Raw genomic sequence first — 26,016 nt, forward strand, 5'->3', positions numbered from 1 at the left:
GGCATCATCAGCATCGAATATGGAAATTAGCCGAAATGTCCGTTGCTCACGTAGTTTTCCTACGCTCCGCTACTCCATTTCTAGCTTCATCCCATCTTCTCGGTACTGAAAATCGATCTTTTTGAACACGCACTTTAAGCAATATAACCCATGATGCGTTCAATAACGGTCACGCTGTTACCTTCAGTCCGGCAGATAATCAGAATGGTATCATCTCCACAGATCGTGCCCATGACTTCATTCCACTCAATATTATCAAGTAAAGCTGCAATGGAGTTGGCTGTTCCTGGCAGACATTTCATCACAACTAGATTGTTTGTGTGATCAATGTGCAAGAAGTTGTCAACGAGTGCACGCTTCAACTTTTGAATCGGATTATATCGTTGATCTGTTGGCAAAGAGTATTTGTATCTTCCGTCATCCATTGGAATCTTGATTAACAGAAGTTCCTTGATATCCCGGGATACCGTCGCCTGAGTCACCTGAAAACCTGATTTGCGTAGTGCTTCAACCAGATCATCCTGGGTCTCAATTTCATTTTGACTAATGATTTCACGAATCTTGATGTGCCTTTGTCCTTTCATACATGCCTCCAGTTAAATGTATTGCAATAAAGCAGCATTTGTAATTCGCCGCAGACTTTGCCCTGCAATGTTCATTCTTTTATATTAATCCAGATCATCCCCATCATACACATCTTCCTGATAGTCCATGAGCCTGATTAACTTAATATCGGAATCCTCCACGTCAACATACAGCAATCCTTCACAGCCAGGATATAACAACAGATAATTGAGGAAGCGATCCCTTAGCGCAGGGCCGGTCATTTCAATTGGCTGTCTGCGACGAGACGTTTTCACCAGGTATCTGAGATCCTCACGTTCTGCAACATAATCAATGAATAATCTGCTGTAATAAATGGATTCATTGGCCTCAAAAGCCAGAGGGACTTTCATTTTGCCACCAATGACTTCGTAACCCTGTGCTTCAAGCAAGTCCAATGCCGGGGAATCCTGAATCTTCACGTTCAGTTGCATTCCAGACAAGCTTACCGGCATCGGTCGATTCACCCAATTACGTAAGCCAAAGAACAACCACAAGATCAAACAGACAGCAAGTACACCTATAACGATTGTGTCATATTGACCATCCATTATCGCTCACCTCGAAGACATATTCGAGGTTCAGTAACGATTTCCCTTTACATGAATCACCTTTCCAGCGAAAAGAAACCCATCTTATGATGAGTTTCCCTTAAATGTATGAGCTGCTTCCTTCGCAACTTGCTCTGCAAGTGCGTCAAGTGAAGCTGGATCGATCTCTGGTTGTGTTGCCTCTGGTGCTTCCAGACGCCAATGTGCGAGAAATTCGATATTACCTTCTCCACCGGTTATCGGTGAAAAAGTTAAACTCTGCAGATGCAAACCAAGTTGACTGGCAAAATGAAGCATCGTCTGCAATACATCCTTGTGTACCTTCGTATCACGTACCACACCGGACTTGCCTACTTTTTCACGCCCTGCCTCAAATTGAGGTTTAATCAATGCAACGATATCTGCAGGTTGTTTCAAAAGAGCCAGAAGTGGCGGCAATATGATTCGCAGTGAAATGAACGACACATCAATGCTCGCAAAGTTCGGCACGGGTCCCGCCAGATCTTCAGGAGTCACATAGCGAAAATTAGTTCGTTCCATAACAGTAACCCGCTCATCATTACGCAAAGACCAGTCGAGCTGATTATACCCCACATCAATAGCGTAGACGTGAGACGCGCCATGCTGAAGTGCACAATCCGTAAATCCACCGGTGGATGAACCAATGTCGAGCATGACAAGTCCATTCATATCAAGGCCGAAATGACGGATCGCTTTTTCGAGCTTCAATCCGCCTCTGCCGACGTAGGGATGTACCGAGCCTTTAACTTTCAGCTCGGCTTCCCTTGGAATTTTCATGCCCGCCTTTTCGATTGGCTCATTATTGGCATATACCAGTCCAGCCATGATTGCAGCTTTTGCCTTCTCACGACTTTCATAATAGCCCTGCTCAACCAGCAGAACATCAATTCGTTCTTTCGGGAGTGACATGTCTGTCTCCTATCATGTAAATTTACGAAGGAAAACGTGTTTTGGGTATGCCGTAAGATGATTGAACAGCCATCTTGCGCAGTTCAGCACATACATTTTCAACGGTAAGACCCACTTCCTCACGTTGTTCCTTAATACTGCCATGCTCGATGAAACGATCCGGAATCCCCATCAGTTGCACATGTACGTCATGCAGTCCCTGTTCTGCGTAGAATTCCAGAACCGCACTTCCCATGCTACCTGCTTGGGATGCTTCTTCAAGTATAATCAATTTGATGCCTCGAACAGCTAGGTCACGCAGCATTTGCTCATCCAGAGGTTTGAGGAAGCGAGCGTTGATTACGCCTGCTGTAATCCCTTCCCGCTTCACCATCTCTGCTGCTTCTTCTGCAAGCTGTACCATCGACCCTGAAGCGATGACAGCATATCCTTCGGATGGACGCAGTTGCTCCCATGATCCGATCGAAATCGGAACAAGTACATCATCCAGAGGTACACCAACTACATTGTTTCGCGGATAACGGTAAGCAATTGGACCTTCATTATAATCAAGCGCCGTTTTCATCATGTGACGCAATTCATTTTCGTCTTTTGGCATCATCAGAACGATATTTGGAATATGGCGCATAAATGCCACATCATATACCCCTTGATGTGTTTCCCCATCCGGACCAACAAACCCGGCACGGTCAATGGCAAACATCACGTTAGCGTTATGTCGGCAAATATCATGTACGATCTGATCATATGCACGTTGCATAAACGTAGAATACACGGCAAAGACCGGCTTCAAACCTTCCATAGCCAGTGCAGCACACATGGTTGCCGCATGCTGTTCTGCGATCCCTACGTCAATCATGCGGTCAGGGAATTCCTTACTAAAAGGGATGAGACCTGATCCTGTAGGCATTGCTGGCGTTACAGCTACGACCCGCTTATCCTGCTTCGCAAGATCAATTAGTGTTTGACCAAACACTTCCGTGTACATCGGTTTTCCGACTGCCTTCAGCACTTGCCCAGATTCAATTTTGTACGGAGAAATCCCGTGCCACTTGTGCGAATCAGCTTCTGCTGGCTGATAACCTTTGCCTTTGGTCGTAAGCACGTGAACGAGCACAGGACCATCAACGTTATCTGCCTGTTTGAAGGTTTCAATCAATTTGGGAATATCGTGCCCATCAATCGGTCCCAAATACGTGAAGCCCAGTTCTTCGAAAAGAACACCTGGTACCATCATATATTTGACACTATCTTTGATCCAGCTTGCCGATTTGGCCAAACGGTCCCCAATAGCAGGAATTTTTTTAAGCATCCCCTCGACATCATCTTTTGCTTTCAGATAATGACGATCCGAACGAATCTTGCTCAAATATTTATGCATGGCCCCAACGTTTGGAGCAATGGACATTTCATTATCATTCAGAATAACCATCAGTTTTCTCTGCTCATGACCGATATGATTAAGGGCCTCAAAAGCCATACCACCTGTAAGCGCTCCATCACCAATCATCGCGATAACTTGGTTGTTCTCACCCTTCAGATCACGTGCAAGAGCCATCCCCATCGCAGCGGACAATGAAGTACTGCTGTGTCCAGCTTCCCATACATCATGTTCACTTTCGTTGCGTTTGACAAACCCGCACAGGCCGTTATGTTGACGCAATGTATCAAAACGATCCATACGCCCTGTCAGGACTTTATGCACATAAGCCTGATGCCCTACATCAAAAATCATTTTGTCTGCTGGACTGTTATAGCAGTAATGCAGGGCTACCGTGAGCTCAACCACGCCTAAGTTGGGTGCGAGATGCCCACCTGTAACAGACAGCTTCTCAATCAGAAACTGCCGGATCTCTGCCGACAAAAGGGCAAGATCATCCTGAGACATCGACTTTAGATCACTGGGTTGTTTAATTTGTGGAAGCAGCACGAGAATCTCCCCGCTTTCCTAGATTGTTTAGTTATTGTTGTAAATCGATATATACATTATGAATCAAATGACATTAAATCATTATAACATAAAAGAACAAGAATCATAATTTACTGCACTATACTCCCGATAACGAGCATTCTCGCCAGTAAGTTATTTAAAATTCTTCTCCATATGTATTCACGCATCCACTCGGAACAGCTCTTTACATCTACTCGGAAAAAGGACATTACATTCATTACACGGTTACATAGATTTTGAAACAGACCGCTCCGTCAGAATCTAATGGTCACGACTCATCAGATAATCTGCAATTTCCAGCAATCTGGATGAATCAGGTAACTCGGCTCTTTCAAGTGCATCTTTTGCAGATTGGGTAAGGGATTTCACTTCCTCTACAGAAGCCTCCATGCCAATAAAATAAGGATACGTTACCTTCTGCTGATTCACATCGCTCTGTGTTTTTTTGCCCATCTTCTGCTCGTCGCCCGTCAGATCGAGAATATCATCCTGAATCTGGAACGCCAGCCCCAGATCACGTCCAAACACACGCAGTGCTTCCAATTGTCCTTCCGTTGCTCCACCGATTCGTGCTCCAGCAATGAGTGAGAAAACAATCAGGTCACCCGTTTTGTGCAAATGAATATATTGGAGCTGTGCAAGATCAGTCATGCCCTGCTCGCCTTCCATATCTGCAACTTGACCGCCGACCATCCCTCTTGCTCCAGCAAGTTCGGACATGTCCTCTACGATGGACAGCAACGCATCTGCCGCCACACCACTACGGCGTCCAGCTTGAACAATGCTATAAAAAGCATGGGTTAACAGCGCATCCCCTGCCAATATGGCGGTTGCCTCACCATATACCTTGTGATTCGTTAATTTCCCTCTACGGTAATCATCATTATCCATAGCAGGCAGGTCGTCGTGGATCAGTGAATACGTATGAACCATCTCCACGGCGCAGGCTACCGGCATTGCAGCTGTACGCTGTGCACCGAAGGCTTCCGCCGCAGCAACGACCAGAAGAGGACGAAGGCGTTTGCCTCCGGCCATGAGTGAGTACTGCATCGCATCCGTCAGCGATTGGGGTACATCCCAGTGAGCGGGAAGCGTATGTTTCAACGCTTCTGTCACCTCAGCTGTGACCTCTTCGAGGTATGCTTGAAACGAAGGACGATTACTCATGGACTTCACCGCTCTCATCGTCAGCAGTTCCGAAAGGCTTCTTGCGAAGCTCTCCATCTTCTTCTACGATCATTTCGATCTTGCGTTCCACTTGTTCCAGCTTCAGACCGCAAAGTTGCGAAAGTTTCATCCCGCGCTGAAACAGATCGATGGCCTGTTCCAACGGAACATCACCATGTTCCAGCTGACCTACGATGTCTTCCAATGCCGCCATTGCCTCTTCAAAATTCAATTCCGGTTCATTCGCCATGGGTATTGTCGTCCTCCTTCATTCCCCAAACCTGACAGTCCAGCTGCCCGTCTGTTAATTTAATCTTAATTGAATCTCCAGGCTGTACATCCTTCGTTGACTTGATCAATCGCTGTTCTTGCTCGTCATAGACAAGGCTGTATCCCCGTGACATGACTTTAAGCGGGCTAAGCGCATCCAGATGCCGCACAGATGATTTCCACTGTTGCTGCTTCGACCTGGTTATAGACCTGATCGCAAGTTCAAGTTGTCTGCGTGCTGCCGCATTCTCACGGCGTGCTGCATTGACCTGCTCACGAGGATTGAATCGTTGCAGTGCTGCCCGCAGACGCTCCTGTTTCTCTCCTGTCCATTTCATACGCGTATCCACTGTTCTCAAAAGCCGTTGGTGCATCATATCCAGACGTTCCGTATGCTGCATCAAGGTACGTCTTGGATGCACCAGTACTGGCGAACGCTGTAATCTTGCGAGCCGTTCACGATTATGTACAGCACGCTGACGCAAGCTAAGCTGTAACTGACGCTGCCGTTGTCCGATCTGATCAAGCAACTCAGCTCGATTAGGTACAGCTAATTCAGCAGCTGCTGTAGGTGTAGCCGCACGCAAATCGGCTGCAAAATCAGCAATAGTGAAGTCCGTTTCATGCCCAACCGCAGAAATGACAGGAATATCCGAAGCAACTATTGCTCTTGCCACAATCTCCTCATTAAAGGCCCACAACTCCTCCAGTGAACCGCCTCCGCGTCCAACGATAAGTACGTCAGCTTCTCCCATCCGGTTCAAGTTGGCAATTGCTTTGACAATGGAAGGTGCTGCACCTTTGCCTTGTACCAGAACAGGATACAAAACAACTTTGGCAGAAGGGTATCTACGCTGAAGTGTGATCATGATGTCTCGTACCGCCGCTCCCGTCGGTGAAGTTACAACCCCGATGGTCTGTGGATAACGAGGGATCTGTCTTTTTCGCGAAGGTGAAAATAACCCTTCACCCTCGAGCTTTTTCTTGAGCTGTTCGTAAGCCAGATACAGACTTCCAATTCCGTCCGGCTGCATATGGGTAGCGTAGAATTGATACTGCCCATCCCGTTCATATACCGAGACATTACCACGGGCAATAACCCTTGCACCCTCCTTCGGTACAAAAGGTAATCGCTGGTTATGGGACGCAAACATAATTGACTTGATTCGGCTGTCCTTGTCCTTCAATGTAAAATACATATGGCCGCTGGAGTGATGCGTGAAATTCGAAATCTCCCCGCGCAGCCAGACGTCCGACAGAACCTGATCCGATTCCAGTTTCATCCGGATGTATCGGTTCAGGTCTTTGATGGAGTATATCTTTTGATCTGCCACAGACAAAACCCTAGGCCAATCCGTGAGCGCGCTTGGCAGCGATCAATGTATTTTGCATCAGCATTGTGATTGTCATCGGACCAACACCACCAGGAACGGGTGTAATTGGACCAGAAACTTCTTTCACGCTCTCGAAATCAACGTCTCCTGCCAGTTTGCCATTCTCCAAACGGTTCATGCCGACATCAATAACAACAGCACCCGGTTTCACAAAATCAGCATCCACAAAATTAGCACGGCCGATGGCTACAACCAAAATATCCGCCTGACGCGTAATTTCTTTCATGTTGGCTGTACGGGAATGACACATGGTTACCGTCGCATTCTCACGTTGCAGTAACAGCGATACCGGTTTGCCGACAATATTGCTTCTTCCGATGACCACTGCATGTTTACCGGACATTTCCAGCCCAGTACGTTTGATCAGCTCAATTACACCCGCAGGGGTACATGGAAGCAGACTATCGTCTCCAATAACAAGATTACCAACATTGACTGGGTGGAATCCGTCTACGTCTTTATCCACGGCAATTGCATCAATGACCGCTTTCTCTTCGATATGTTTCGGTAATGGGAGTTGAACCAAAATTCCGTTAATGGATTGTTGATTGTTCAGCTTGTCCACCAGCGCAAGCAGATCTTCTTGGGACGTGTCTGCATCCAAGCGATGCACTTCAGAGTAGAAACCGAGGTCGTGACATGCTTTTTCTTTATTACGCACATATACTTGGGATGCCGGATCTTCCCCGACGAGCACAACAGCCAGACCAGGTACTACCCCCTGTTCGCTAAGCTGTTTTACTTCTGTTGTCATGCTTGCGCGGATCTCTTGGGATACTTCTTTACCGTTAATAATAGATGCTGTCATTGTACTCTCTCTCCCTTATGTGAATATAAATTTAGAGGTTGTTCAAATAGTTAATCATAACTTAAGATAATTTTGCTTTAATCGCGTCAACTTCCTGAATCATGCGTCCAAGTACGCCATTGACGAACTTACCGGATTCTTCTGTACCAAAATATTTGGACAGCTCAATTGCTTCATTGACAGATACTTTTGCCGGAATGTCATCACGAAACACCATTTCATACGTAGACAGTCGTAGAATCTGGCGATCTACACGTGACAGACGGCTAATCTGCCAACCTTTCAAATAATCAACAAGCAGCCCGTCAATGGCTTCCTTATTGTTCCAGGCTCCTTGTACAATCTCAGTAACATAAGTACGCATTACATCTGCATCGCGGATAACTACTTCAGTTTCATTATCTTCAGCAGCTTCATTGATTAACATGTTTACAGCTTCTGCTGCACCCACCTCATTCATTTCCATCTGATACAGACTTTGTACTGCAATTTCCCTTGCCAAACGTCTTTTCATGTCCTGCCTCCTGCAGCGCTCCGTCTGGAGCGTCATCATGCTTATTTTATAATCCATGCATCCATCTCATCAAATCCAGTATCGGTTGAATCAATGGCTTCCATGGTATTGTTATTGTTATCCCTTTTCACAAAAAAACCTGCAATACGTTTCCTCCAAAAAACGGGCAACCTAAATTACAGCTCTATTTTCGGAAGAAACATATTGCAGGGTTCAGGTAGGTCACTTAAACGGACGCCAGCGATCGCCAAGCCATTGTCCCCACTCCCTCCAGGGAATGAACGAACCCAGCTTTGAATCGCTTCGTCTGCCTAATGTATAACCGATGAACACCAAGAGTGCAAAGAACAACATATCCCAAAAACCGATCCATACATAAAGAAATCCAAAAAAGATGCCGCCGATAATTCCGGTAATTCGGCCTCTGTGACTATCCCAAATCTCTTTCCACAGCATCAGTGAAACTCACCTCATTCCACTCGACTCTTGTAGTTAGGCGACTGGGTTACATTAGCGATATACACCGTGACAAAAGAAACCGGAATGCCCGTAATCTCTTGTACATGATCATGTATCGCCTTTTGCAGATCAGAAGTCAGCGCAGGAATAGGTGTCTCACCATCCACTACCGCACGGATCATAATCTCCAGTCCTGACTCAACCACGCGTATGCGTGCCTTGACATCACGTACTCCCCGGAAACGGGAAGTTGCCTTCAAACAGAGATTCTCAATCGTCTCCATCGAAATCTGTACATCACCAAACTCAGTACGTTGATCTACAGACGGCAACGATGCACGCTCACGTCGAACCGAGATGTAGAAAAATCGCAAACTCAGGATAAACAAAATCGCTGCTGCAATAACAGACGCAACAATAACGTTTTGTTCCTGCTGGTAATTCAATTCGTAAGGCAGCACACCGCTAATCAGAAGAATGACGGCTGCCGATATTGCTCCAACGCTTATGCTGTATATAAACAACAGAAGCCGATCCAGTATTTTAGCCACGAACTGCACAGCCTCCCTTGCTCACTAACATTACTTAACCAGTTCACTAGCAAAAAATCAGATCCTCATCTAGCTTTCGCTATAATGAAGACCTGTCCAAGACGGGATAACCCCCGGCAGATGATGCCGGGGGAATCTGTCTTCTTTTATTTTACGCGCTGACTGTTCAGGTCGATCTCTTCCACTTTCTCGGTGCTCTTGAACTGAACGTCATGAATGTGCACATTCACTTCATTCACATTCAATCCTGTCATGTTCTCGATGGAACGTTTCACGTTCTGTTGAATCTCCGTAGCTACTTGTGGCAGACGGTATCCGTACTCGATAATTACGGAAACATCAACTGCCGCTTCACGTTGGCCCACTTCAACTTTAACGCCTTTGGAAAGGTTTTTGCGACCAAGCAATTCAGCAAATCCGCCAGCGAATCCGCCACTCATGCCTGCAACACCTTTCACTTCAAGGGTCGCCAATCCAGCAATCACTTCAATAACTTCAGGTGCGATCTGGATTTCACCGATATCCGTTCGTTCAAATTCAGTCGGTAGTGTACTCATAACTGTTCAACACACCTTTCGCGAGATAAGTTTGCGGCCATCCGTCAGGGCGCTGGACTCAGGTTAATCAACCTTCAGAACCCTTCCGGTCCGGCTTTACCGGAACTCCTGCAAACATCCGCGAGGTGCGGGCTTATCCTTTGCAGGAGACATGCGCTCTTATTATTCATACTATATCATTTGGGCTACATTATGACAAACAAGCCCAATATACCTTTTAAATCTCGTTTTCCTCAAGAAATTTGATATCAAAGTCACCACGAATGAACGTTGGGTGCTCCAGCAATTTCTGATGGAAAGGAATGGTTGTGGATATGCCTTCAATCGCAAATTCCCCAAGCGCACGCTTCATCTTGGCAATCGCCTCTTCACGATTCGCTCCCCACACGATCAATTTTGCGATCATGGAGTCATAGAAAGGTGAAATGGTATAACCCGGATAAGCAGCACTATCTACACGAACACCAGGTCCTCCCGGTGCAAGGTAGAATCCGATTTTGCCTGGGGATGGCATAAAGTTACGGTCCGGATCTTCTGCATTGATACGACATTCAATGGACCAGCCATTGATAACCACGTCTTCCTGACGGAATGAAAGTGGGTTGCCTTCAGCTACCGAGATCATCTCACGGATCAGATCCACGCCAGTAACCATCTCAGTTACCGGGTGCTCTACCTGAATACGCGTATTCATCTCCATGAAATAGAACTCGCCGTTCGGGCTGAGCAGGAACTCCAATGTACCCGCTCCCGAGTAATCCACAGCAAGGGCAGCCCGTACCGCAGCTTCACCCATCAATGTACGCACATCTTCGGAGAGAATCGGACACGGCGCTTCCTCTACCAATTTCTGGCGACGACGCTGAACCGAGCAATCACGCTCTCCCAGATGTGCTGCATTTCCGTGTTTATCAGCGATGATCTGAATTTCCACGTGTTTCATGCCTGTCAGGAATTTCTCCAGATATACACCTGCATTGCCAAATGCCTTTTGTGCTTCCTGCTGAGCAGCGGTAATCTGCTTAATCAGCGTTTCTTCATCTTCGGCAATACGGATTCCCTTACCTCCGCCACCAGCAGTAGCTTTGATAATGATAGGATATCCGATATCTCTAGCAATCATGATGGCTTCATCCATATTTTCAACAAGGCCGTCTGATCCAGGAATAACAGGTACACCTGCATCTTTCATCGTCTGTTTGGCAACAGCCTTGTCACCCATTTTGGTGATGGCTTCAGGAGAAGGTCCAATAAACGTAATATTGCAAGACTCACAAATTTCTGCAAAATCAGCATTTTCCGCCAAAAAACCGTATCCAGGATGGATTGCATCACATTCCGTCAGCGTAGCTACACTCATCAGGTTTGTGAAGTTGAGGTAACTGTCCTTAGACAGTGTCGGTCCGATACAATAAGCCTCATCTGCAAGACGAACATGCAGAGAATCCTTGTCCGCTTCCGAATAGACGGCTACCGTTGAGATGCCGATTTCACGGCAGGCACGAATAATACGTACCGCAATCTCTCCACGGTTCGCAATCAGTATTTTTTGAAATTTCATTTCGTTTTGTCCTCCTTCGAAGCTCATGCGGTTAGCTGTTAACCAGCTATAACGGTTATTCCGGTTTCACCAGGAAAAGGGGCTGCCCATACTCGACCAGCTGTCCGTTCTCAACCAGCACTTCAACGATTTCTCCCTTGATGTCCGCATCAAGCTCGTTCATCAGCTTCATAGCTTCGATGATACATACCGTTGTTTTCTCAACAACTTTATCACCAGCGCTCACAAAAGGACCCACTTCCGGCGAGGAAGCTCTGTAAAAAGTACCTACCATCGGAGATACAATTTTATGTAAATGACTTGTAGTATCGACCTGCGGTGCAGCTTCACTTACCACTGCGGCCGGCTGTACTTGCGGAGCAGCAATCATTTGCGGTTGCACAGCAGCTGCTTGAACATACTCCGTTTTGCCCGGTTTGCGGATTGATAACCGTGATCCTTCATTTTCAATTTCCAACTCTTGAACGGAACTTTCATCTACCAGTTTAATCAGTTCTTTGATCTCACTCAATTTAAACATTTCCATTATTCACTCCTTCGGCATCATGCCAGTCTCACTAGGACGGTCATATGGCTTTATGTATTATATCATAATCATTAAAAATGGAAAGAGCCCGAGAGTACAACCAGCTCCCGGGACTGCATTTCCATCATTTTGGATTACTGTTCTGTGACGTATTGCACACTGATTTTGTTCTGTGAAACCGCCAATTCTTTCATCACCAGATCCACAATGGATACCGCCTGTTTTACATCCAGTTTGTCACTGAGGACCACAACTTTATACTTGTCGGAATCTTCTTGAACGATCGCATTAGCGAACTGTTGAGAGAGCGTCTCCTCAATGCCAGTGATTTTAGCTTCTTTTTCTTCCAGTGTACGGAGTTGCTCCGTTGCTTTGGCATTCTCCTCTGGCGTTTTGCTCAGATCACCTGCCACGGTCATCAGTTCCTCATACTTGCGATTGTTGCTTTCCTCACGTTGCCACTGGTAGTTCTGGAACTGGCTGCTTGCAGATGCTGTCGTATTCTGCTCTTCCATTTCCTTGAGGACTTCCTCATCTGTCTTGGTAGCGGTGCCGCCTGCCTGACCGTCTGTCTCGGGTGTAGTTGTTGCGCCTTTGTCGGTCTCTTTGTTGGTTTCTTTGCCTGCCTCACCCTTATTCTCGCCTGGTTCGACAGCAGGTGTTTTCTCTGCATTTCCAGCTTCTTTACCTTCCGTAGCCGCCGGTTCTTCCACAGCGCCAGCCGCATTTGGATCACTTTCAACTTCGCCGCTATTCACCACTTCATTCACAACCAAACCTTCTGTAGGATCAAGAATGCCTGCCGTCTCCTTGGCTTCCCCTTGCTTGATTCCATCCACTTGCTGACTGTCAGCCACCGGCGCGTTGACTGGACCGGAATCCTCAGTGAACAGATAATACGCGGACAAAATGACCATCAGACTCAGCATGGAAACGAGCCATACCGTTTGACGTTTGTTATTCATTAGAACTTCCTCCTCAAATTGGCTTCAATCTTATGAGAATTGAATCTTGTGATTCAACACATCAGATTAGTCTTGTTTGCGCGGTACAACCGAGATCCGGTAGGCTGCCACATTCAGTCCTTTTTCCACAGCATCGGTTATCAGGTCCTTCACAACCTTGTTCTCTGCACCCCTCGCAACCACAAGCACCCCACGAATCTGCGGTTTGAGCTTTTTGGTCACTATAGGTGTCTGATCCCCTGATATTTCGTACGTAATAATCTCGCCATCACGGGTATATTGCGTCATATGTCGTTTGCCCCCGTTAGCATCCGTTTCTTCGGTAAGTTGCTGAGAATCCTTCACGTTCCGCTGAACGACCAATTCTTCTGTGGAATCCACGGTAACCATCACATCAACCGTTCCCACACCAACAATGTTTTCCAGCACACCTTTGATTTTGTCTTCAAATGCAATTTCGATTGCCTGAAAAGGATTCTGTTCTGACGGATCACTCTGTATGGATGCCATGGATGTTGCCGGGTCCGGTGGTTCCCGACCGATATTTTCGGAATCAATTTTTTTGACATTGACGAAGGAATTGAACAGCATGATTCCCACCCCGATCAAACCCAGGATAATCAGCCAGCGGAAGGTTTGACTTCGCCTCGCCCCACCCTCTCCGCCACCCATCCAGGTTTCCATCTTTTTGAACCATTGTTTCATCGGACACCCTCCTTCTCAGAGCACTTCAGCACTTTTGGGTTCTGTCACTTGAACGTTGTTCGCATCAACATCCCACTTTTCAGTCAACAATGTAATAATCTGCACCGCATGCTCGGACCGTGTGGATGTCTCACCTTGCTGCTTCGTCTCATCTGCCTGATCACGTATAACAGGCTCCGAAGACACTTCATTTTCATCACGTTGCCCTCTACTCACATCAATCTGTACATCAGGCACTTCAATCTGACCGATCTGGATGGGCTGCTGTATTTGATGTGTTTCATCCTTCTCGGATTCTGTGTTTGTACCAAATATGGGTTGTGTATTTGCAGCGATTTCTTGCTGCCCTGCCTTCACTTCTCCTCCTGCACCCTCTCCGGCCATCTCGACCAATACACGCTGGATTACAGGCAGTTCGACTGATGAGGCAGCTTCCATCTGAGTTTCATATTTACTCATGGTCAGCTGTACCTCTACGGACCGCACCTTGGCTCCTGTTGTTTCTTCAATCTGGCCTTTCATGACATTAGCCAGTTCTTTAGCTGTCCATTGTAAGGATTGTTCCTGTTCATTGGATTGCAGCCGCTTGCCCTGAGCTAATATCTGTTCGAGTGTTGCATTTCCATCCGCTGGAGCATCCATTGCCGACATTGCCCGTTTCAGTTCGCCAACCGGATCACTTTTGAGCAGCTTGGTTATGGGTGATAAAAGGGTCAGCAGGATGAGAAGGCTCAGCACAAGCTTGACATAACGTTCCATGGATCGATTGGGCAACAGCATATCCACAAAGGTCGCCAGCAGAACGATCATAATCAATTCCTGGAGCCAGTTGCTCAGCCACCCCATCCTTTCCATCCCCTTTCTTGCCAACATACATTCAGCGCATCATGACAGTCAGATTTCCCGCGGTCAGCAGGATGGTAATGGCCAGGAAAAACATCAGCCCGACGGCTGCGAGCGCCGCAAATACGTAGATCATGCTCTTGCCGATGGCCTGGAGGCATCCTACAATCGGGGTGTCTCCTAGCGGTTGCATAATGGCACCAGTTACGTTGTATATCAAGGCAAGAGCCAGGATTTTGAGTGCCGGAAAAGCACATAGAAACAAAATGATGATCACCCCGGTGAGTCCAATTGCATTTTTGACAAGTAAAGAAGCTGTAATTACCGTATCCGTCGCATCCGCAAATGTTCTGCCCACGACAGGGACAAAGTTTCCTGCGATGTATTTGGCGGCCTTCAGGCTGACCCCATCCGCTACCGATCCCGATGCTCCCTGCACCGAGATTACACCCAAAAACATCGTCAGCAGGATACCCAGCAGTGCCACACTAATATTGCGCAGGAGGTCTGCCAGCTGTGTCAGCTTGTACTTGTCAGACAATGAACTGACGAGATGCAGTACAGCCGAGAAGAAGAGTAACGGGAATACCAGCAAGTGAATCAACGTACTCACCAGATGAATCATGAAAATGATGAGTGGATGTGTCACCGAGACGGTGATGACATTACCCATGGACGCAAGCAGTGTGAATAACAACGGAACCATGGCCATCATGAAGTTGATCATGCCAGTTATGGCATCCTTGGCGTATCCAATCGCCACACTGAAGCTGTTAATTGCAATGATGATGATGACCATATAACAGATGGAATAGGCGATTTTGCTAATATTATTTTTCTCAAATGCGGTCTGAAGCGTCTCCAGAATCATGCTGAGTACACTTAACATCACAATCGTGACCAGAAGTTTGCCATTATATAAAATTTCATGCAGCATGAAGGTTCCGATCGCCACAAACACCGATTTCAGGCTGAACCCTTCATTGCCGGGGATTAACATATCCATGAAGGAAGGGGTCTTCCCATCCGGGAAGAAACCACCGTATTGTTGCATCAGTTGATCCCAGTATTTCTCCACCTGATCCTTGGGAAGCTGATCGGCCTGCTGCTCCATCCACTCACCGGAAGGCGAGGTTGCAGTAACCTGTCCCAGGATACCAAACAGAAAACAGAGCATCAGTACAACCGTAAGGCGCCACTGCGGCTTATGATGCATTGATTTCATATGAAGTCCGCACGCCCTTTCTACACCGGCATCAGCTTCATGACGGTTTCGATAATAATGCTGATGATCGGTATAGCAAGTACAAGGATCAGTACCTTACCAGCCAGTTCGATCTTGGACGCAATGCTTTCCTGGCCTGCATCCCTGACAATCTGCGCGCCAAATTCAGCGATGTACGCTATGCCAATAATTTTCAGCACTGTTTTCAGATAAATGCTTTCCATGCCTGAATTCTCGGCAAGTCGCTTCAACACTTCGATGACTGCACCGATTTTGCCAATCAACAACATGAAGATGACAATGCCAGTCGCGGCAGCAATCAGAAAAGCAAACATCGGTTTCTGTTCCTTAATGACCAGAATGAGCACGGTTGCGATGAGCGCCAAACCTACAACTTGAATAATTTCCACAGGTCACCACCATCCGGCTTTATGACCGTTTTTCATTGAAAAAGAAATATCGATTTGATCTCTTGTAGCAGGCTGTCCAGCATACGGACCACCATGAACAATACAACGACAAATCCGATTACGGTCACCCAGTGAGCCATATCTTCCTTTCCCATTTGTTTCAGTACCGTGTGAATCATGGCAATGATGATTCCGATACCCGCAATTTGAAAGATTGCGTTCACTTCTAGATTCATGACCTTGGCACCTCACTATCCCGGCTATTTCAGAAGATCAGAATGACGATTAACGCTCCGACAAGCATCCCGAGGCTTCGGCTCATTCGTTCATATTTCATTTGATCGGCCTGGGCGCGGGATTCCTCATGCATTAGTTGTTGAATGGCTAACGATATATGTTTGGTCTGATCCTGACGGTCACTTGTGCCAAGGCTGAAGCTTAATTGCAGCATCACTTCCTTCTCGTCAGCCTTCATGGCCGATCTTCCCCACGCCAGATCTACGCCTGACTGCAGACTTTCCCGGGCAGTGAGTCCATGAGGAGGTTCCATCTGAGAAGCTGCATGAAGGAACAGCGTCTTTACAGGTTCTTTGGTCTGTGCTCCCATCTTGCCCATGGCATCAGGAAGTGGAGTGAGCCCATAGTTAATCTCCGTCATTAATCGCTGGAGGGCTGCAATGAGTTCTCGCAACTGTCTCGGTCTTAATGCATACTGTCTGGCCTTGTAAAAACCGGCGAGGGTGCTGGCTAACAGAATAATTACCGCACCAAACATGTTAACCAAAGGCTTCACCTCCTGCCCCGGTCTGCTGCAACCCACGCATTTTGCCATCAGCCAGCCGAAAGGTCATGCCCCGGCTCGTCCGTTGCAGTTGGACATAACGTTGAAACATCTGCTCCGTAATCAAGGTTCTGAGGGCGGGTCTGGCCGACAGCTCTGATAGGTCACGGCCATGCGCAGTCGCAATCACTGAGACTCCTGCATGCAGGGCTTCCATCACCGCCTCGGCATCCTCCGGACGACCAATCTCGTCCACAATCAGGACATCGGGTGACATGGAGCGAAGCATCATCATCATGCCCTCAGCCTTCGGACAACCGTCCATCACATCTGTTCGGGGACCTACGTCGAAGCCAGGTACTCCTTTGTAGCTACCAGCGATTTCGGACCTTTCATCCACAATGCCCACTTTCAGACGCGGACGTATTCCCTGAACCAGTTCAGTTCCCCCTGTAAGCTTTGTACCACTGCTAATTTGTCTCGCCAGATCTCGTAGCAACGTCGTTTTCCCTTGTTGTGGTGGTGATAGGATCAACGTGTGCAGGACCTGTCCGCTCTTCATATCGAGAAGATAAGGAAGGATACGATCAGCCACTCCATGTACCTCACGGGCTACCCGAACGTTAAACCCGTTAATGTCACGCAGGTATTCGACACGCCCACCGCTTAGCACCGTTCGTCCAGCAAGCCCGATTCGATGTCCCCCAGGTATGGTGATGAACCCTTTACGCAGTTCCTCTTCCAATGTATAAAGTGAATGGTTACTGATCAGATCCAGCAACCTGTGCGTCACTTCTTTCTGAGGAACATACGCTTCTTCAGGATTCCCGGTCGGACAACCTTGAGGTGTCAGGAAGTGGTATGTGTTGCCTGCATTAATCTCCAGGGGTCTGCCTTCACGAATACGTACTTCCTCCACTTGTTCCAATAGAGCGGGTGGCATTCTTCCAAGAATGGTTCGGATCGGTTCCGGAAAAAGTTCCCTCCAGTTCACCTTCATGAGTAGGCTCCTCCAACCTTGAGATCATTTGGTTCACACTTCTGGCGCTTGTTCATATCTCAAGTTTATGCCTGTACATTTAATTTATGACGCTGAAATCTATCAATTCTTCAGAATACGGTTGAGAGTTTGAAACCATAGATGCACCTTCTGTTCTAGGCACCCGTCTAGATGTGCATGCATATAGTAATTGGAGATAGGTAAGTTCCATTTCGGTTCAAAACAGAACTACCAATCCCCAGATAAAGAAAGGAGTTGTGGGGAGTGCGAGTTGATGTCGTTGGCAATGTGAATGAAGTACGTACTATTGATATTGCAGGGCGAAGTGCAGTTGTCATTGATGTATTGTGTACGACCAGTACAATTGTTACGGCTCTGGCGTATGACGCTTCGGCTGTGATTGCCGTAGAGACCGTTCCACAAGCCAAACAAATGGAAGTGAAAGATTGCATTCGAGGTGGGGAGCGTTTTGACAAAAAAATCACCGGATTCGAGGTGGGTAACTCCCCCTATGAATATATGACTGAGGACATTGCAGATAAAACGATCATCCTGACCACAACCGATGGAACCCGAGCCTTGATTAAAGCTTCTAAGGCGAAACATGTACTAGCTGGATCATTTCTCAATGTCAGGGCTGTCGCAGCAGTTCTCTGCCAACTTCAACGAGATGTATTGCTGTTATGTGCGGGGAATCAGGATGAATTTGCACTGGAGGACGCCTTGTGTGCTGGATGTATCATCGACGAACTGCACCGTCAATCCTGTTCTCCCATCCAACTAAACGATCTCGGCATAGTACTTCATCAGGCGGTATCCCAATGTCAAGAGAGGATCCCGGAGCTGGTGCAGGGATCTGTTAGCGGGCGTAGGCTTGAAAAGTTAGGCAGAGTTCATGACATTTCATATTGTTCTCAATTAAACTTGCTGGATTGTGTTCCCGAGATGGGGGAGGGGAACCTCATGCAACCTTATAGAGGCATACGCGGCGGAAAGATGTTCAAGTTGATGTGAGAATTGCCATGAGAAAAACAAAAAAAAGGTGTACTGCTGCCCGTTGGCAACAGTACACCTTTGCTAATTTACATACATAGCAAATACTTATCTGCGATCTTGAGGTCCACCGATAACGGCTTGCTCCGCAGTGTCGAGATCATATGCTGTATGCAATGCCTTAATGACGTCATGCAGCTTATCTCCGTCAATAACACAAGATACTTTGATCTCGGAAGTGCTCACCATCTTGATACTCACGCCTTCAGCGGAAATGACTTTGAACATCTTCGCAGCTACACCAGGATGACTGACCATGCCTGCGCCAACAATGGAGATTTTAACGAGGTTCTCCTCTGATGTGACTTCACGGTAAGGCAAACGGCTATGAAGGCCTTCAATGACACGTAATGCGTTCTCACGATCAGACAGCGCCACAGAGAAAGAGAAGTCCGCTTTGCCATCCATCACACCGCTCTGAACGATAATGTCCACATCCAGCTGATTGGATGCAAGCGCACCAAATACTTCGGCCAGAACTCCTGGTACATCCGGCACACCCAGAATACTGATGCGAGCCACATTTTTGTCATAGGCAATACCACTAACCACTACGCCTTGTTCCATTGCTGCTTCCTCCTTCACAACCGTTCCTTCATTATGGTTAAAGCTGGATCTTACAATTAAAGGTACACCGGAATGCTTCGCGTACTCTACTGCACGCGGATGCAGCACCGCTGCTCCCAAATTAGCAAGTTCCAGCATTTCGTCATAGGATATTTCCTTCAGCTTGCGCGCAACCTTAACGATCCGCGGGTCCGTAGAATAGATTCCGTCTACATCCGTATAGATCTCACACGCATCAGCCTTAATGGCTGCCGCCAGCGCTACAGCTGTTGTATCCGAACCACCACGACCCAGCGTTGTGATCTCGCCGTCTTCCGTCATGCCCTGGAAGCCTGCAACAATAACAATGTTGCCCTCGGCAAGTGCTGCATTCACACGGTCAGGTTGAATATCATGAATACGTGCTTTTCCGTGAACCGGCTCTGTGCGGAATCCCGCTTGCCAGCCCGTAAACGATACTGCCTTACGTCCAAGCGCTTGAATAGCCATCGATAATAAGGAGATCGAAATCTGTTCTCCTGTCGTTAAGAGCATATCCATCTCACGAGCAGGCAGATCACTATTCAGTTGTTTTGCCTGATCAATCAAATCATCTGTTGTATCCCCCATGGCCGAAACCACAACTACACACCGATGTCCTTCATCAGCTTTTTCTACAACACGTCCGGCTACACGCTTCATGCGTTCTGTATCTCCGACCGAGCTGCCCCCAAATTTCATGACGTACAATGACAACGCAAATCCACTCCCTACCTTGTGCAGTATGCATAATTAATGTCCATCGTCATTATTCTCTACGAGAAATGACTTTAACCCAGTATATTACGAAAGCGCCTGATAGGCTAATCTTTTTTCGAAAAAACCCTCTGCCAAAGGAATGGCAGAGGGTTGTTAATACCGTTTATTAGCTTACAGCTTGTGAAAGTTACGCCCGGGAAGAGTATTTACCTTCACGTGTGTCAATCAGGAGAACGTCACCTTCGTTAATGAACAAAGGAACCTGTACGTTCAAACCTGTTTCCACTTTTGCATTTTTGGTAGCGCCTTGTGCAGTGTTACCTTTAACGCTTGGCTCAGTCTCGATGACTTTCAACTCAACGCTTGTTGGCAAGTCGATTCCGAGGATTTCACCTTGGTAGCTAACAATCTTAACGACCATGTTTTCTTTCAGGAAGTTCAATTCCCATTCCAGTTGATCACTAGTCAATGTGAACTGATCATATGTTTCGTTATCCATGAAAGTGTGCTCTGTACCGCTTGCATACAGGTAGGATACGCCACGATTTTCGATGATGGCACGACCAATCGTTTCGCCTGCACGGAATGTTTTTTCAACGGTGTTTCCGTTACGCAGGTTTTTCAATTTGGAACGTACGAAGGCAGCGCCTTTACCTGGTTTAACGTGTTGGAAATCAAGCACGGTATAGATATCGTTATCTACTTGCACGGTCAAGCCTGTTTTAAAATCGTTTACTGAAATCACAAAAAATCCCTCCTGATATGGTTAAAAAGTAGGTGATATAAGACGATAGGTTAATGTAATGGTGGGTTTATTCTGAATTGATGACCATGTGCGATGTGACCGTTACGGGTTCGGATCGTTCCTCCGATCGCTGTTGTCTCCTCATTTTCCCGACTAGATTTTAATAAGGTTTAAAATGAGGAGACAAAGGCGAGCGCTTCGCTTCTTCAGAATCGATTCCGCTCCCTTCACTGCTTTTGCAATGGTCCATAACAATCAGCAATAACCTGTACCTTTATATTAAAAATCGTCTTATATCCCTGTGGCTGTAATTTAGCCGATTACGGTGAACTTCTTGTCCGACTTCGTGAGAATATGAATACCCGTCTCGGTAATCACTACGTCATCCTCGATACGCACGCCGCCAAGCCCATCAATATATATACCCGGTTCAACGGTAACAACCATACCCGGTTTCAATACATCGTCGCTAAGCTTGGACAAGCGAGGAGCTTCGTGAACTTCCATACCCAGACCGTGGCCTGTGCTGTGTCCGAATTGATCTCCATATCCGTGACCTGCAATGATATCACGAGCCAATGCATCTGCTTCCCGTCCGGTCATGCCCGGTTTCAGGTTCTCCAGCGTATGTAACTGAGCTTCCAGTACAATGTCATAAATTTTGCGCAATTCAGGTACAGGTGTGCCTGTTGCAATGGTACGTGTCAGATCTGAACAGTATCCATCCAAAAGTGCACCAAAGTCAAATGTAATTAACTCATTCTGTCCGATGACCTTGCTGCTTGCTACACCGTGAGGCATAGCAGAACGTTCACCCGATGCTACAATGGTGTCAAACGAAGAAGACGTTGCTCCATGCTTGCGCATGAAAAACTCCATCTCCAGATCCACTTCACGTTCCGTCATACCTGGTTTTGCAAACTGCAAAACGTGGCTGAATGTGGCATCCGCCAGATCTGCTGCTCTCTGCATAACCGCGATCTCGTCTTCATCCTTGAACATACGAAGTTGTTCCACAATCCCGGATACAGCTTTCAGTTCAATAGACTGCAGTGCTTCAGCATAAGCGGAGTGCGTGCCAAATGTAACACTATCCTGCTCGAAGCCCACTTCTTTGATATTTGCGGATGCCAGTAGTTCACGCACCGTATCCATCGGCTTAGCTCCATGCTCAACAACGGTGAATCCTTTGGCTTGCTGAGGCGCTTGAGACATATAACGGAAATCAGTCAGCAAATAGGCATCCTGTTCCGTAATCAGCACATATCCCGCCGAGCCTGTAAAACCCGTCATATAACGACGGTTAATCGGGTTTGTAATCAGCATTGCTGTGAGTTCATGCTCACGCATGGCTTCACGCAACTTATTTACTCGTTTGTTTTCCATCGGTAACCCTTCTTTCTCTCACATTCCCCGGTTCCCGGCTCAGGTTTGTTTGTCCAGATGACGCACAAGAGCCAGCAATCCCAGTTCATAGCTTACTTCACCAAATCCGGCAATCTGCCCGATTGTTTCCGCTGCAATCACTGAATGATGTCTGAACGCTTCGCGTGCATGAATGTTGGATAGATGTACTTCCACCGTAGGGACTTTTACAGCATTGATTGCATCACGTATAGCATAGCTATAATGGGTAAATGCTCCGGCATTCAGTATTATTCCGTCTGCCTCACCCATCGCTGCATGAATGCGGTCAATGATGTCCCCTTCATGGTTCGATTGATAAAAAGCGATGGAGACGCCAATTTCATCAGCCTGTCTGCGAATTTTGTCCTCAATATCCTTCAGACTAAGCGTTCCATAGATGCCCGGTTCACGTACACCAAGCATGTTCAGGTTCGGACCATTGATCACAATAATTCGTTTCATCGCTGCTCCACCCTCTCTGCAAATAACCATCTGCTATTTTAACACAGCCATTGCCGGATTGAGAAGCTTTTTTGCGCTATGCCCCCGCTTGCTCCGGCTCGCGTTTGCGTTCATCCGTGTACTCCATAGCTACCGTGTAACCAATGAACAGCCCCCATAGCAAAAAGAAACAGAGTTCCGTGATGATCGAATCCCACGTTAAACCGTTCAAAGGTTTCATCATCCCGACTTTCGGTCCCACCAGTATAAAGAGGATCAGCCACCAGACAATTCCATACACCATGCCGGGTACCGGTCCTTTTAATTTTCTAATCGTGAACGTGTAGAGCAAGGAAGCCAAGATAGAAAAGACGATAAAAAACAACCAGCCTGTCAAATGTCCAGCTGCGGTATATATATATTCATGTTTGAAAAAAGGCTCGGCCAGAAATCCGACAGGTACAATCGTAAAATGCAGCAGATAGAATAGCCAATGCAGCCCACCCCAGATAAAACCGGCAAAGAAGCCAAGCTCTAACGCAAAGGAAAATGGCTTGGTGTAGTAGTGAGCTTGACCTTGCCTCTGGGTAGGGCGCCTGCCCCTGTCTTTTTGCTGCCGTTCTTTCGGATGTTGGCCTTCATCTCGCGATGTATCTTCATGCGTACGCTCTGTCATCGATATTCTCCTTCATTCAGTTGATAATCCCGTACTATGCCTCGAATTTTCTGCCTGATTCTACGAGGTAGTATGTTCAAAACAGGACAATCTTAACAACATCCTTCAAGGATTGACTCACAAACTAGAAATTGCGCTTAAAATTCGATACAATAGGGTTATTAAACTGCCTTTGATCGCGAAGGCCTAGAACAGAATAGGAAGGTGAATAATTTGCCTCAACAATCCAAGCCTGTCAGCTATGGGGGGCAAGCTGTCATTGAAGGCGTAATGTTCGGTGGGAAACATGTCAACGTTACAGCTGTTCGTAGAAAAGACGGCGAAATTACGTATCTGGAAGTTCCCAAGCAAGACAAGTCCTGGGTCACGAAATTGCGGCGGATTCCTTTATTACGCGGAATTGTCAGCATTATAGATTCAAGTGTTAAAGGTAGCAGACATCTTAATTATTCTGCTGACGCTTATGCTGATGATGAACTGGAACCGGAAGAGAAAGCCAAGCAAAAAGAGAAAGAAGGTTCGGGCTGGAGCCTTAGCATGATTATTGGTGTAACCGCCGTAGCCATTCTTTCATTCCTTTTTGGTAAAGTTGTGCTTACTTTGCTTCCTGTTGTTATCGAGAATTTTCTATTCAAAAATGCATTCGACAATCAGTTTTTGCATAATTTACTGGAAGGCGGCATTAAGCTGATCCTGTTACTCGCCTATCTGTGGTTAATCTCACAGACGCCGATGATTAAACGTCTCTTCCAGTATCATGGAGCGGAACACAAGGTAATCAGCGCACATGAAGCTGGCGAAGAACTGACACCGGAGAACGTGCAAAAGTACAGCCGACTGCACTACCGCTGCGGAAGCAGTTTCATTATGTTGACTGTCATCATTGGAGTGTTTCTATACTCCCTCTTCACGTACGATAACCTCTGGGAACGGATGGGTCAGCGTCTATTGTTATTACCAGTTGTGCTAGGCATTTCTTTTGAACTGTTAAAGCTCACGAATTCGGTACGTGATATTCCTGTACTGCGTTATCTCGGATACCCGGGATTGTGGCTGCAATTGCTGACAACAAAAGAACCGACCAACGAACAGGTAGAAGTCTCCATTGCTTCGTTTAACCGTATGCGTGAGTTGGATGCCAAGCTTGCCAATGTCTCTGCTACGTCAGAAGTACCTGTTGCAACACTCGATCCTGTGAAAGGGTGAATGATATGAACAAGCAGGCAATCTTATTTTGGACGTTCATCGCACTAGCTGCTGTTGGAGTCTTGACTTGGCTGGGGAACGCTAGTCCATCCAGGATCATTATTCCTCTGGTCGTGTTCGGAGCCGTATTCCTGCTGTACAAATATCCGCCTCGTCGCTGGGCAAGCAAAACCAAATCACCGAAGATTAAACCATCGGCACGAACCATGGCGAAAGTTAATGCACAGTCCAGTGCCAGAAAGAGCAGCGGCTCTTCAAAGAAACGTAAGGATTATCCTTTCCAAGTGATTCAAGGACAAAAAGGGAAAAGCGATGAAGATATTCCGAAATTTCACTAAAAGCTACTGAACATACAAAAAAGCAGTTCTCCCAACTTGCGGAGAATTGCTTTTTTCACGTTTATACAGGAATCAGAGGCGAAGCTTCTGCTTGTTTCTTGCGCAATTCTTTTCTTTGTTTGTCCAGCTGTTCATCATACATTTTCATATTCCATCCGTTGAAAAATTCGTTCCCTGCGGTTGCACCTGATCGATATAAGGCCGTGCTATCCTGTAACGATAAATGAAATTGCGTTGGTTTGATCCCAAGCGTTGGTATCTTCACTGTACGAAACCGGTTAATCTGTTCGATATAGCGTTCATCATGTGCTGTGAGCATCGTCTCCACAAGGGCCTGAAGCATGCTTAGCGGTCCTTTAATCCGGGCAGGTTCCACTTCCGTCTTCCCCACCATTTTGAATCCGACAACCGGAATAACGTCTCCTCCTCGTTCCGAACGATCACCATCGAAGAGCCACAACGGAAAATTGCTAAGCAATCCACCATCCACGACATACACGAACTGATCTTGAAAAGGAAGTCCTTTGGAGAATACTGGTGATTTGCGTATGACTACCGGATCGAAAAAATATGGAATACTGCAACTCATACGTACCGCTTTTGCAACATCCAGCTTGGCAGGATCAATGCCGAACCGCCGAATATCGTCTGGCAGCACCAGAATGGTCCCATTGGATATATCGGACGCCGTAATAAGCAACTTGCCTTGCGGCAAGTCAGCAAATGTGCGAATCCCTTTCTGCTCCAGCATCTTGCGAATCCATGATTCCAGCGCCTCCCCCGAATACAAACCTTTCTTCAAGAACAGCCTTGCTGCCGGTCCGATCCATCGGGTATTAAATATGGGGGAACGACGCAGCAATGAAACAAAGGGGGTATTCTCAATAATGACTTTCATCTCTTCAGCCCGGTAACCTGCCGCTAGCAGAGCAGCTACAATGGAGCCGGATGATGTGCCTGCCACCCGATTGAACTGAATGCCGCAGTCTTGAGCACCCTGCACAGCGCCTGCAAGCGAGATCCCTTTGACGCCTCCACCTTCAAACACCGCGTTAATTAACACAACAAAACCCC

The 26,016-nt window shown here is 46.9% G+C and carries 31 protein-coding genes; 3 read left to right on the forward strand and 28 right to left on the reverse strand.

Going from position 1 to position 26,016, the window contains the following annotated elements:
* Positions 1–134 precede the first annotated feature (134 nt).
* The 22 genes from argR to spoIIIAA form a co-directional block, all read right to left on the reverse strand.
* Positions 135–584 (reverse strand): transcriptional regulator ArgR, encoded by a 450-nt coding sequence (gene argR, locus NST33_RS20400; protein ID WP_017687604.1) that lies wholly within the window; start codon positions 582–584, stop codon positions 135–137.
* A gap of 84 nt (positions 585–668) precedes the next feature.
* Positions 669–1,154: a hypothetical protein gene (locus NST33_RS20405; protein WP_339177624.1), complete on the reverse strand. Its 486-nt coding sequence runs from the start codon at positions 1,152–1,154 to the stop codon at positions 669–671.
* A gap of 84 nt (positions 1,155–1,238) precedes the next feature.
* A complete protein-coding gene (locus tag NST33_RS20410; RefSeq protein WP_339304855.1) occupies positions 1,239–2,084 on the reverse strand; it encodes a TlyA family RNA methyltransferase in 846 nt (281 codons plus the stop codon).
* A 22-nt stretch (positions 2,085–2,106) separates the two neighbouring features.
* A complete protein-coding gene (gene dxs / locus NST33_RS20415; RefSeq protein WP_339304857.1) occupies positions 2,107–4,014 on the reverse strand; it encodes a 1-deoxy-D-xylulose-5-phosphate synthase in 1,908 nt (635 codons plus the stop codon).
* A gap of 282 nt (positions 4,015–4,296) precedes the next feature.
* The gene (locus NST33_RS20420; protein WP_339304859.1) at positions 4,297–5,220 is read right to left on the reverse strand and encodes a polyprenyl synthetase family protein; all 924 of its coding nucleotides are present in this window, start codon (positions 5,218–5,220) and stop codon (positions 4,297–4,299) included.
* Entirely contained in the window at positions 5,195–5,452 is a 258-nt protein-coding gene (gene xseB, locus NST33_RS20425; protein WP_017687599.1) for an exodeoxyribonuclease VII small subunit, read from the reverse strand. The genes NST33_RS20420 and xseB overlap by 26 nt, the downstream gene beginning before the upstream one ends.
* A complete protein-coding gene (gene xseA / locus NST33_RS20430) occupies positions 5,442–6,806 on the reverse strand; it encodes an exodeoxyribonuclease VII large subunit (protein ID WP_339304861.1) in 1,365 nt (454 codons plus the stop codon). Before xseA ends, xseB begins: the two co-directional genes overlap by 11 nt.
* Before the next feature lie 10 nt (positions 6,807–6,816).
* Positions 6,817–7,674 carry a bifunctional methylenetetrahydrofolate dehydrogenase/methenyltetrahydrofolate cyclohydrolase FolD gene (gene folD / locus NST33_RS20435; RefSeq protein ID WP_017687597.1) on the reverse strand — a complete coding sequence of 286 codons (858 nt, stop codon included), beginning with the start codon at positions 7,672–7,674 and terminating at the stop codon, positions 6,817–6,819.
* 61 nt (positions 7,675–7,735) lie between these two features.
* The gene (nusB, locus tag NST33_RS20440; RefSeq protein ID WP_017687596.1) at positions 7,736–8,188 is read right to left on the reverse strand and encodes a transcription antitermination factor NusB; all 453 of its coding nucleotides are present in this window, start codon (positions 8,186–8,188) and stop codon (positions 7,736–7,738) included.
* A gap of 222 nt (positions 8,189–8,410) precedes the next feature.
* Positions 8,411–8,644 carry a DUF2273 domain-containing protein gene (locus NST33_RS20445; RefSeq protein ID WP_339304863.1) on the reverse strand — a complete coding sequence of 78 codons (234 nt, stop codon included), beginning with the start codon at positions 8,642–8,644 and terminating at the stop codon, positions 8,411–8,413.
* 14 nt (positions 8,645–8,658) lie between these two features.
* On the reverse strand, positions 8,659–9,198 hold the full coding sequence (gene amaP / locus NST33_RS20450) for an alkaline shock response membrane anchor protein AmaP (protein WP_017687594.1): 540 nt from the start codon (positions 9,196–9,198) through the stop codon (positions 8,659–8,661).
* Between the two features lie 146 nt (positions 9,199–9,344).
* Complete coding sequence (locus tag NST33_RS20455; protein ID WP_017687593.1) at positions 9,345–9,755, reverse strand: Asp23/Gls24 family envelope stress response protein; 411 nt, start codon at positions 9,753–9,755, stop codon at positions 9,345–9,347.
* Between the two features lie 217 nt (positions 9,756–9,972).
* Complete coding sequence (gene accC / locus NST33_RS20460) at positions 9,973–11,316, reverse strand: acetyl-CoA carboxylase biotin carboxylase subunit (protein ID WP_036614375.1); 1,344 nt, start codon at positions 11,314–11,316, stop codon at positions 9,973–9,975.
* A 55-nt stretch (positions 11,317–11,371) separates the two neighbouring features.
* A complete protein-coding gene (gene accB, locus NST33_RS20465) occupies positions 11,372–11,836 on the reverse strand; it encodes an acetyl-CoA carboxylase biotin carboxyl carrier protein (protein ID WP_221822234.1) in 465 nt (154 codons plus the stop codon).
* 140 nt (positions 11,837–11,976) lie between these two features.
* Complete coding sequence (locus NST33_RS20470; RefSeq protein WP_221822122.1) at positions 11,977–12,807, reverse strand: SpoIIIAH-like family protein; 831 nt, start codon at positions 12,805–12,807, stop codon at positions 11,977–11,979.
* A gap of 66 nt (positions 12,808–12,873) precedes the next feature.
* On the reverse strand, positions 12,874–13,512 hold the full coding sequence (gene spoIIIAG / locus NST33_RS20475; protein ID WP_221822130.1) for a stage III sporulation protein AG: 639 nt from the start codon (positions 13,510–13,512) through the stop codon (positions 12,874–12,876).
* Positions 13,513–13,527: 15 nt separating this feature from the next.
* Complete coding sequence (gene spoIIIAF, locus NST33_RS20480; RefSeq protein WP_339304866.1) at positions 13,528–14,358, reverse strand: stage III sporulation protein AF; 831 nt, start codon at positions 14,356–14,358, stop codon at positions 13,528–13,530.
* 31 nt (positions 14,359–14,389) lie between these two features.
* Positions 14,390–15,580 carry a stage III sporulation protein AE gene (gene spoIIIAE / locus NST33_RS20485; RefSeq protein WP_036614387.1) on the reverse strand — a complete coding sequence of 397 codons (1,191 nt, stop codon included), beginning with the start codon at positions 15,578–15,580 and terminating at the stop codon, positions 14,390–14,392.
* Positions 15,581–15,600: 20 nt separating this feature from the next.
* Positions 15,601–15,990 (reverse strand): stage III sporulation protein AD, encoded by a 390-nt coding sequence (gene spoIIIAD, locus NST33_RS20490; protein ID WP_017687586.1) that lies wholly within the window; start codon positions 15,988–15,990, stop codon positions 15,601–15,603.
* Between the two features lie 32 nt (positions 15,991–16,022).
* A complete protein-coding gene (gene spoIIIAC / locus NST33_RS20495) occupies positions 16,023–16,226 on the reverse strand; it encodes a stage III sporulation protein AC (RefSeq protein WP_017687585.1) in 204 nt (67 codons plus the stop codon).
* Between the two features lie 29 nt (positions 16,227–16,255).
* The gene (gene spoIIIAB / locus NST33_RS20500) at positions 16,256–16,774 is read right to left on the reverse strand and encodes a stage III sporulation protein SpoIIIAB (RefSeq protein ID WP_221822136.1); all 519 of its coding nucleotides are present in this window, start codon (positions 16,772–16,774) and stop codon (positions 16,256–16,258) included.
* Positions 16,767–17,771 carry a stage III sporulation protein AA gene (spoIIIAA, locus tag NST33_RS20505; RefSeq protein ID WP_036674989.1) on the reverse strand — a complete coding sequence of 335 codons (1,005 nt, stop codon included), beginning with the start codon at positions 17,769–17,771 and terminating at the stop codon, positions 16,767–16,769. Before spoIIIAA ends, spoIIIAB begins: the two co-directional genes overlap by 8 nt.
* 264 nt (positions 17,772–18,035) lie before the next feature.
* On the opposite strand from spoIIIAA, the gene NST33_RS20510 reads away from it, so the two are divergent.
* Positions 18,036–18,785, forward strand: coding sequence for a 2-phosphosulfolactate phosphatase (locus tag NST33_RS20510; RefSeq protein ID WP_221822140.1), 750 nt, complete (start codon positions 18,036–18,038; stop codon positions 18,783–18,785).
* An 87-nt stretch (positions 18,786–18,872) separates the two neighbouring features.
* Here the strand turns inward: NST33_RS20510 and NST33_RS20515 are convergent, their stop codons facing one another.
* From NST33_RS20515 to NST33_RS20535, 5 genes are all read right to left on the reverse strand, one after another.
* Entirely contained in the window at positions 18,873–20,126 is a 1,254-nt protein-coding gene (locus tag NST33_RS20515) for an aspartate kinase (protein ID WP_047843625.1), read from the reverse strand.
* Positions 20,127–20,316: 190 nt separating this feature from the next.
* A complete protein-coding gene (gene efp, locus NST33_RS20520) occupies positions 20,317–20,874 on the reverse strand; it encodes an elongation factor P (protein WP_017687580.1) in 558 nt (185 codons plus the stop codon).
* A gap of 312 nt (positions 20,875–21,186) precedes the next feature.
* Positions 21,187–22,260, reverse strand: a complete 1,074-nt coding sequence (locus tag NST33_RS20525; RefSeq protein WP_036614396.1) for a Xaa-Pro peptidase family protein — start codon at positions 22,258–22,260, stop codon at positions 21,187–21,189.
* A 39-nt stretch (positions 22,261–22,299) separates the two neighbouring features.
* Positions 22,300–22,743: a type II 3-dehydroquinate dehydratase gene (gene aroQ, locus NST33_RS20530; RefSeq protein WP_036614400.1), complete on the reverse strand. Its 444-nt coding sequence runs from the start codon at positions 22,741–22,743 to the stop codon at positions 22,300–22,302.
* A 76-nt stretch (positions 22,744–22,819) separates the two neighbouring features.
* Positions 22,820–23,398 carry a YqhR family membrane protein gene (locus NST33_RS20535; protein WP_221822149.1) on the reverse strand — a complete coding sequence of 193 codons (579 nt, stop codon included), beginning with the start codon at positions 23,396–23,398 and terminating at the stop codon, positions 22,820–22,822.
* Positions 23,399–23,611: 213 nt separating this feature from the next.
* Here NST33_RS20535 and NST33_RS20540 point away from each other — a divergent pair, with 213 nt between their 5' ends.
* A complete protein-coding gene (locus NST33_RS20540) occupies positions 23,612–24,604 on the forward strand; it encodes a DUF1385 domain-containing protein (protein WP_062835280.1) in 993 nt (330 codons plus the stop codon).
* A 5-nt stretch (positions 24,605–24,609) separates the two neighbouring features.
* A complete protein-coding gene (locus NST33_RS20545) occupies positions 24,610–24,942 on the forward strand; it encodes a hypothetical protein (RefSeq protein ID WP_036614407.1) in 333 nt (110 codons plus the stop codon).
* A gap of 61 nt (positions 24,943–25,003) precedes the next feature.
* Here NST33_RS20545 and NST33_RS20550 read toward each other — a convergent pair whose 3' ends face one another.
* Entirely contained in the window at positions 25,004–26,005 is a 1,002-nt protein-coding gene (locus NST33_RS20550; protein ID WP_221822151.1) for a patatin-like phospholipase family protein, read from the reverse strand.
* Positions 26,006–26,016 lie beyond the last annotated feature (11 nt).

This window comes from Paenibacillus sp. FSL L8-0435, from assembly GCF_037965655.1.
Lineage (GTDB): Bacteria > Bacillota > Bacilli > Paenibacillales > Paenibacillaceae > Paenibacillus.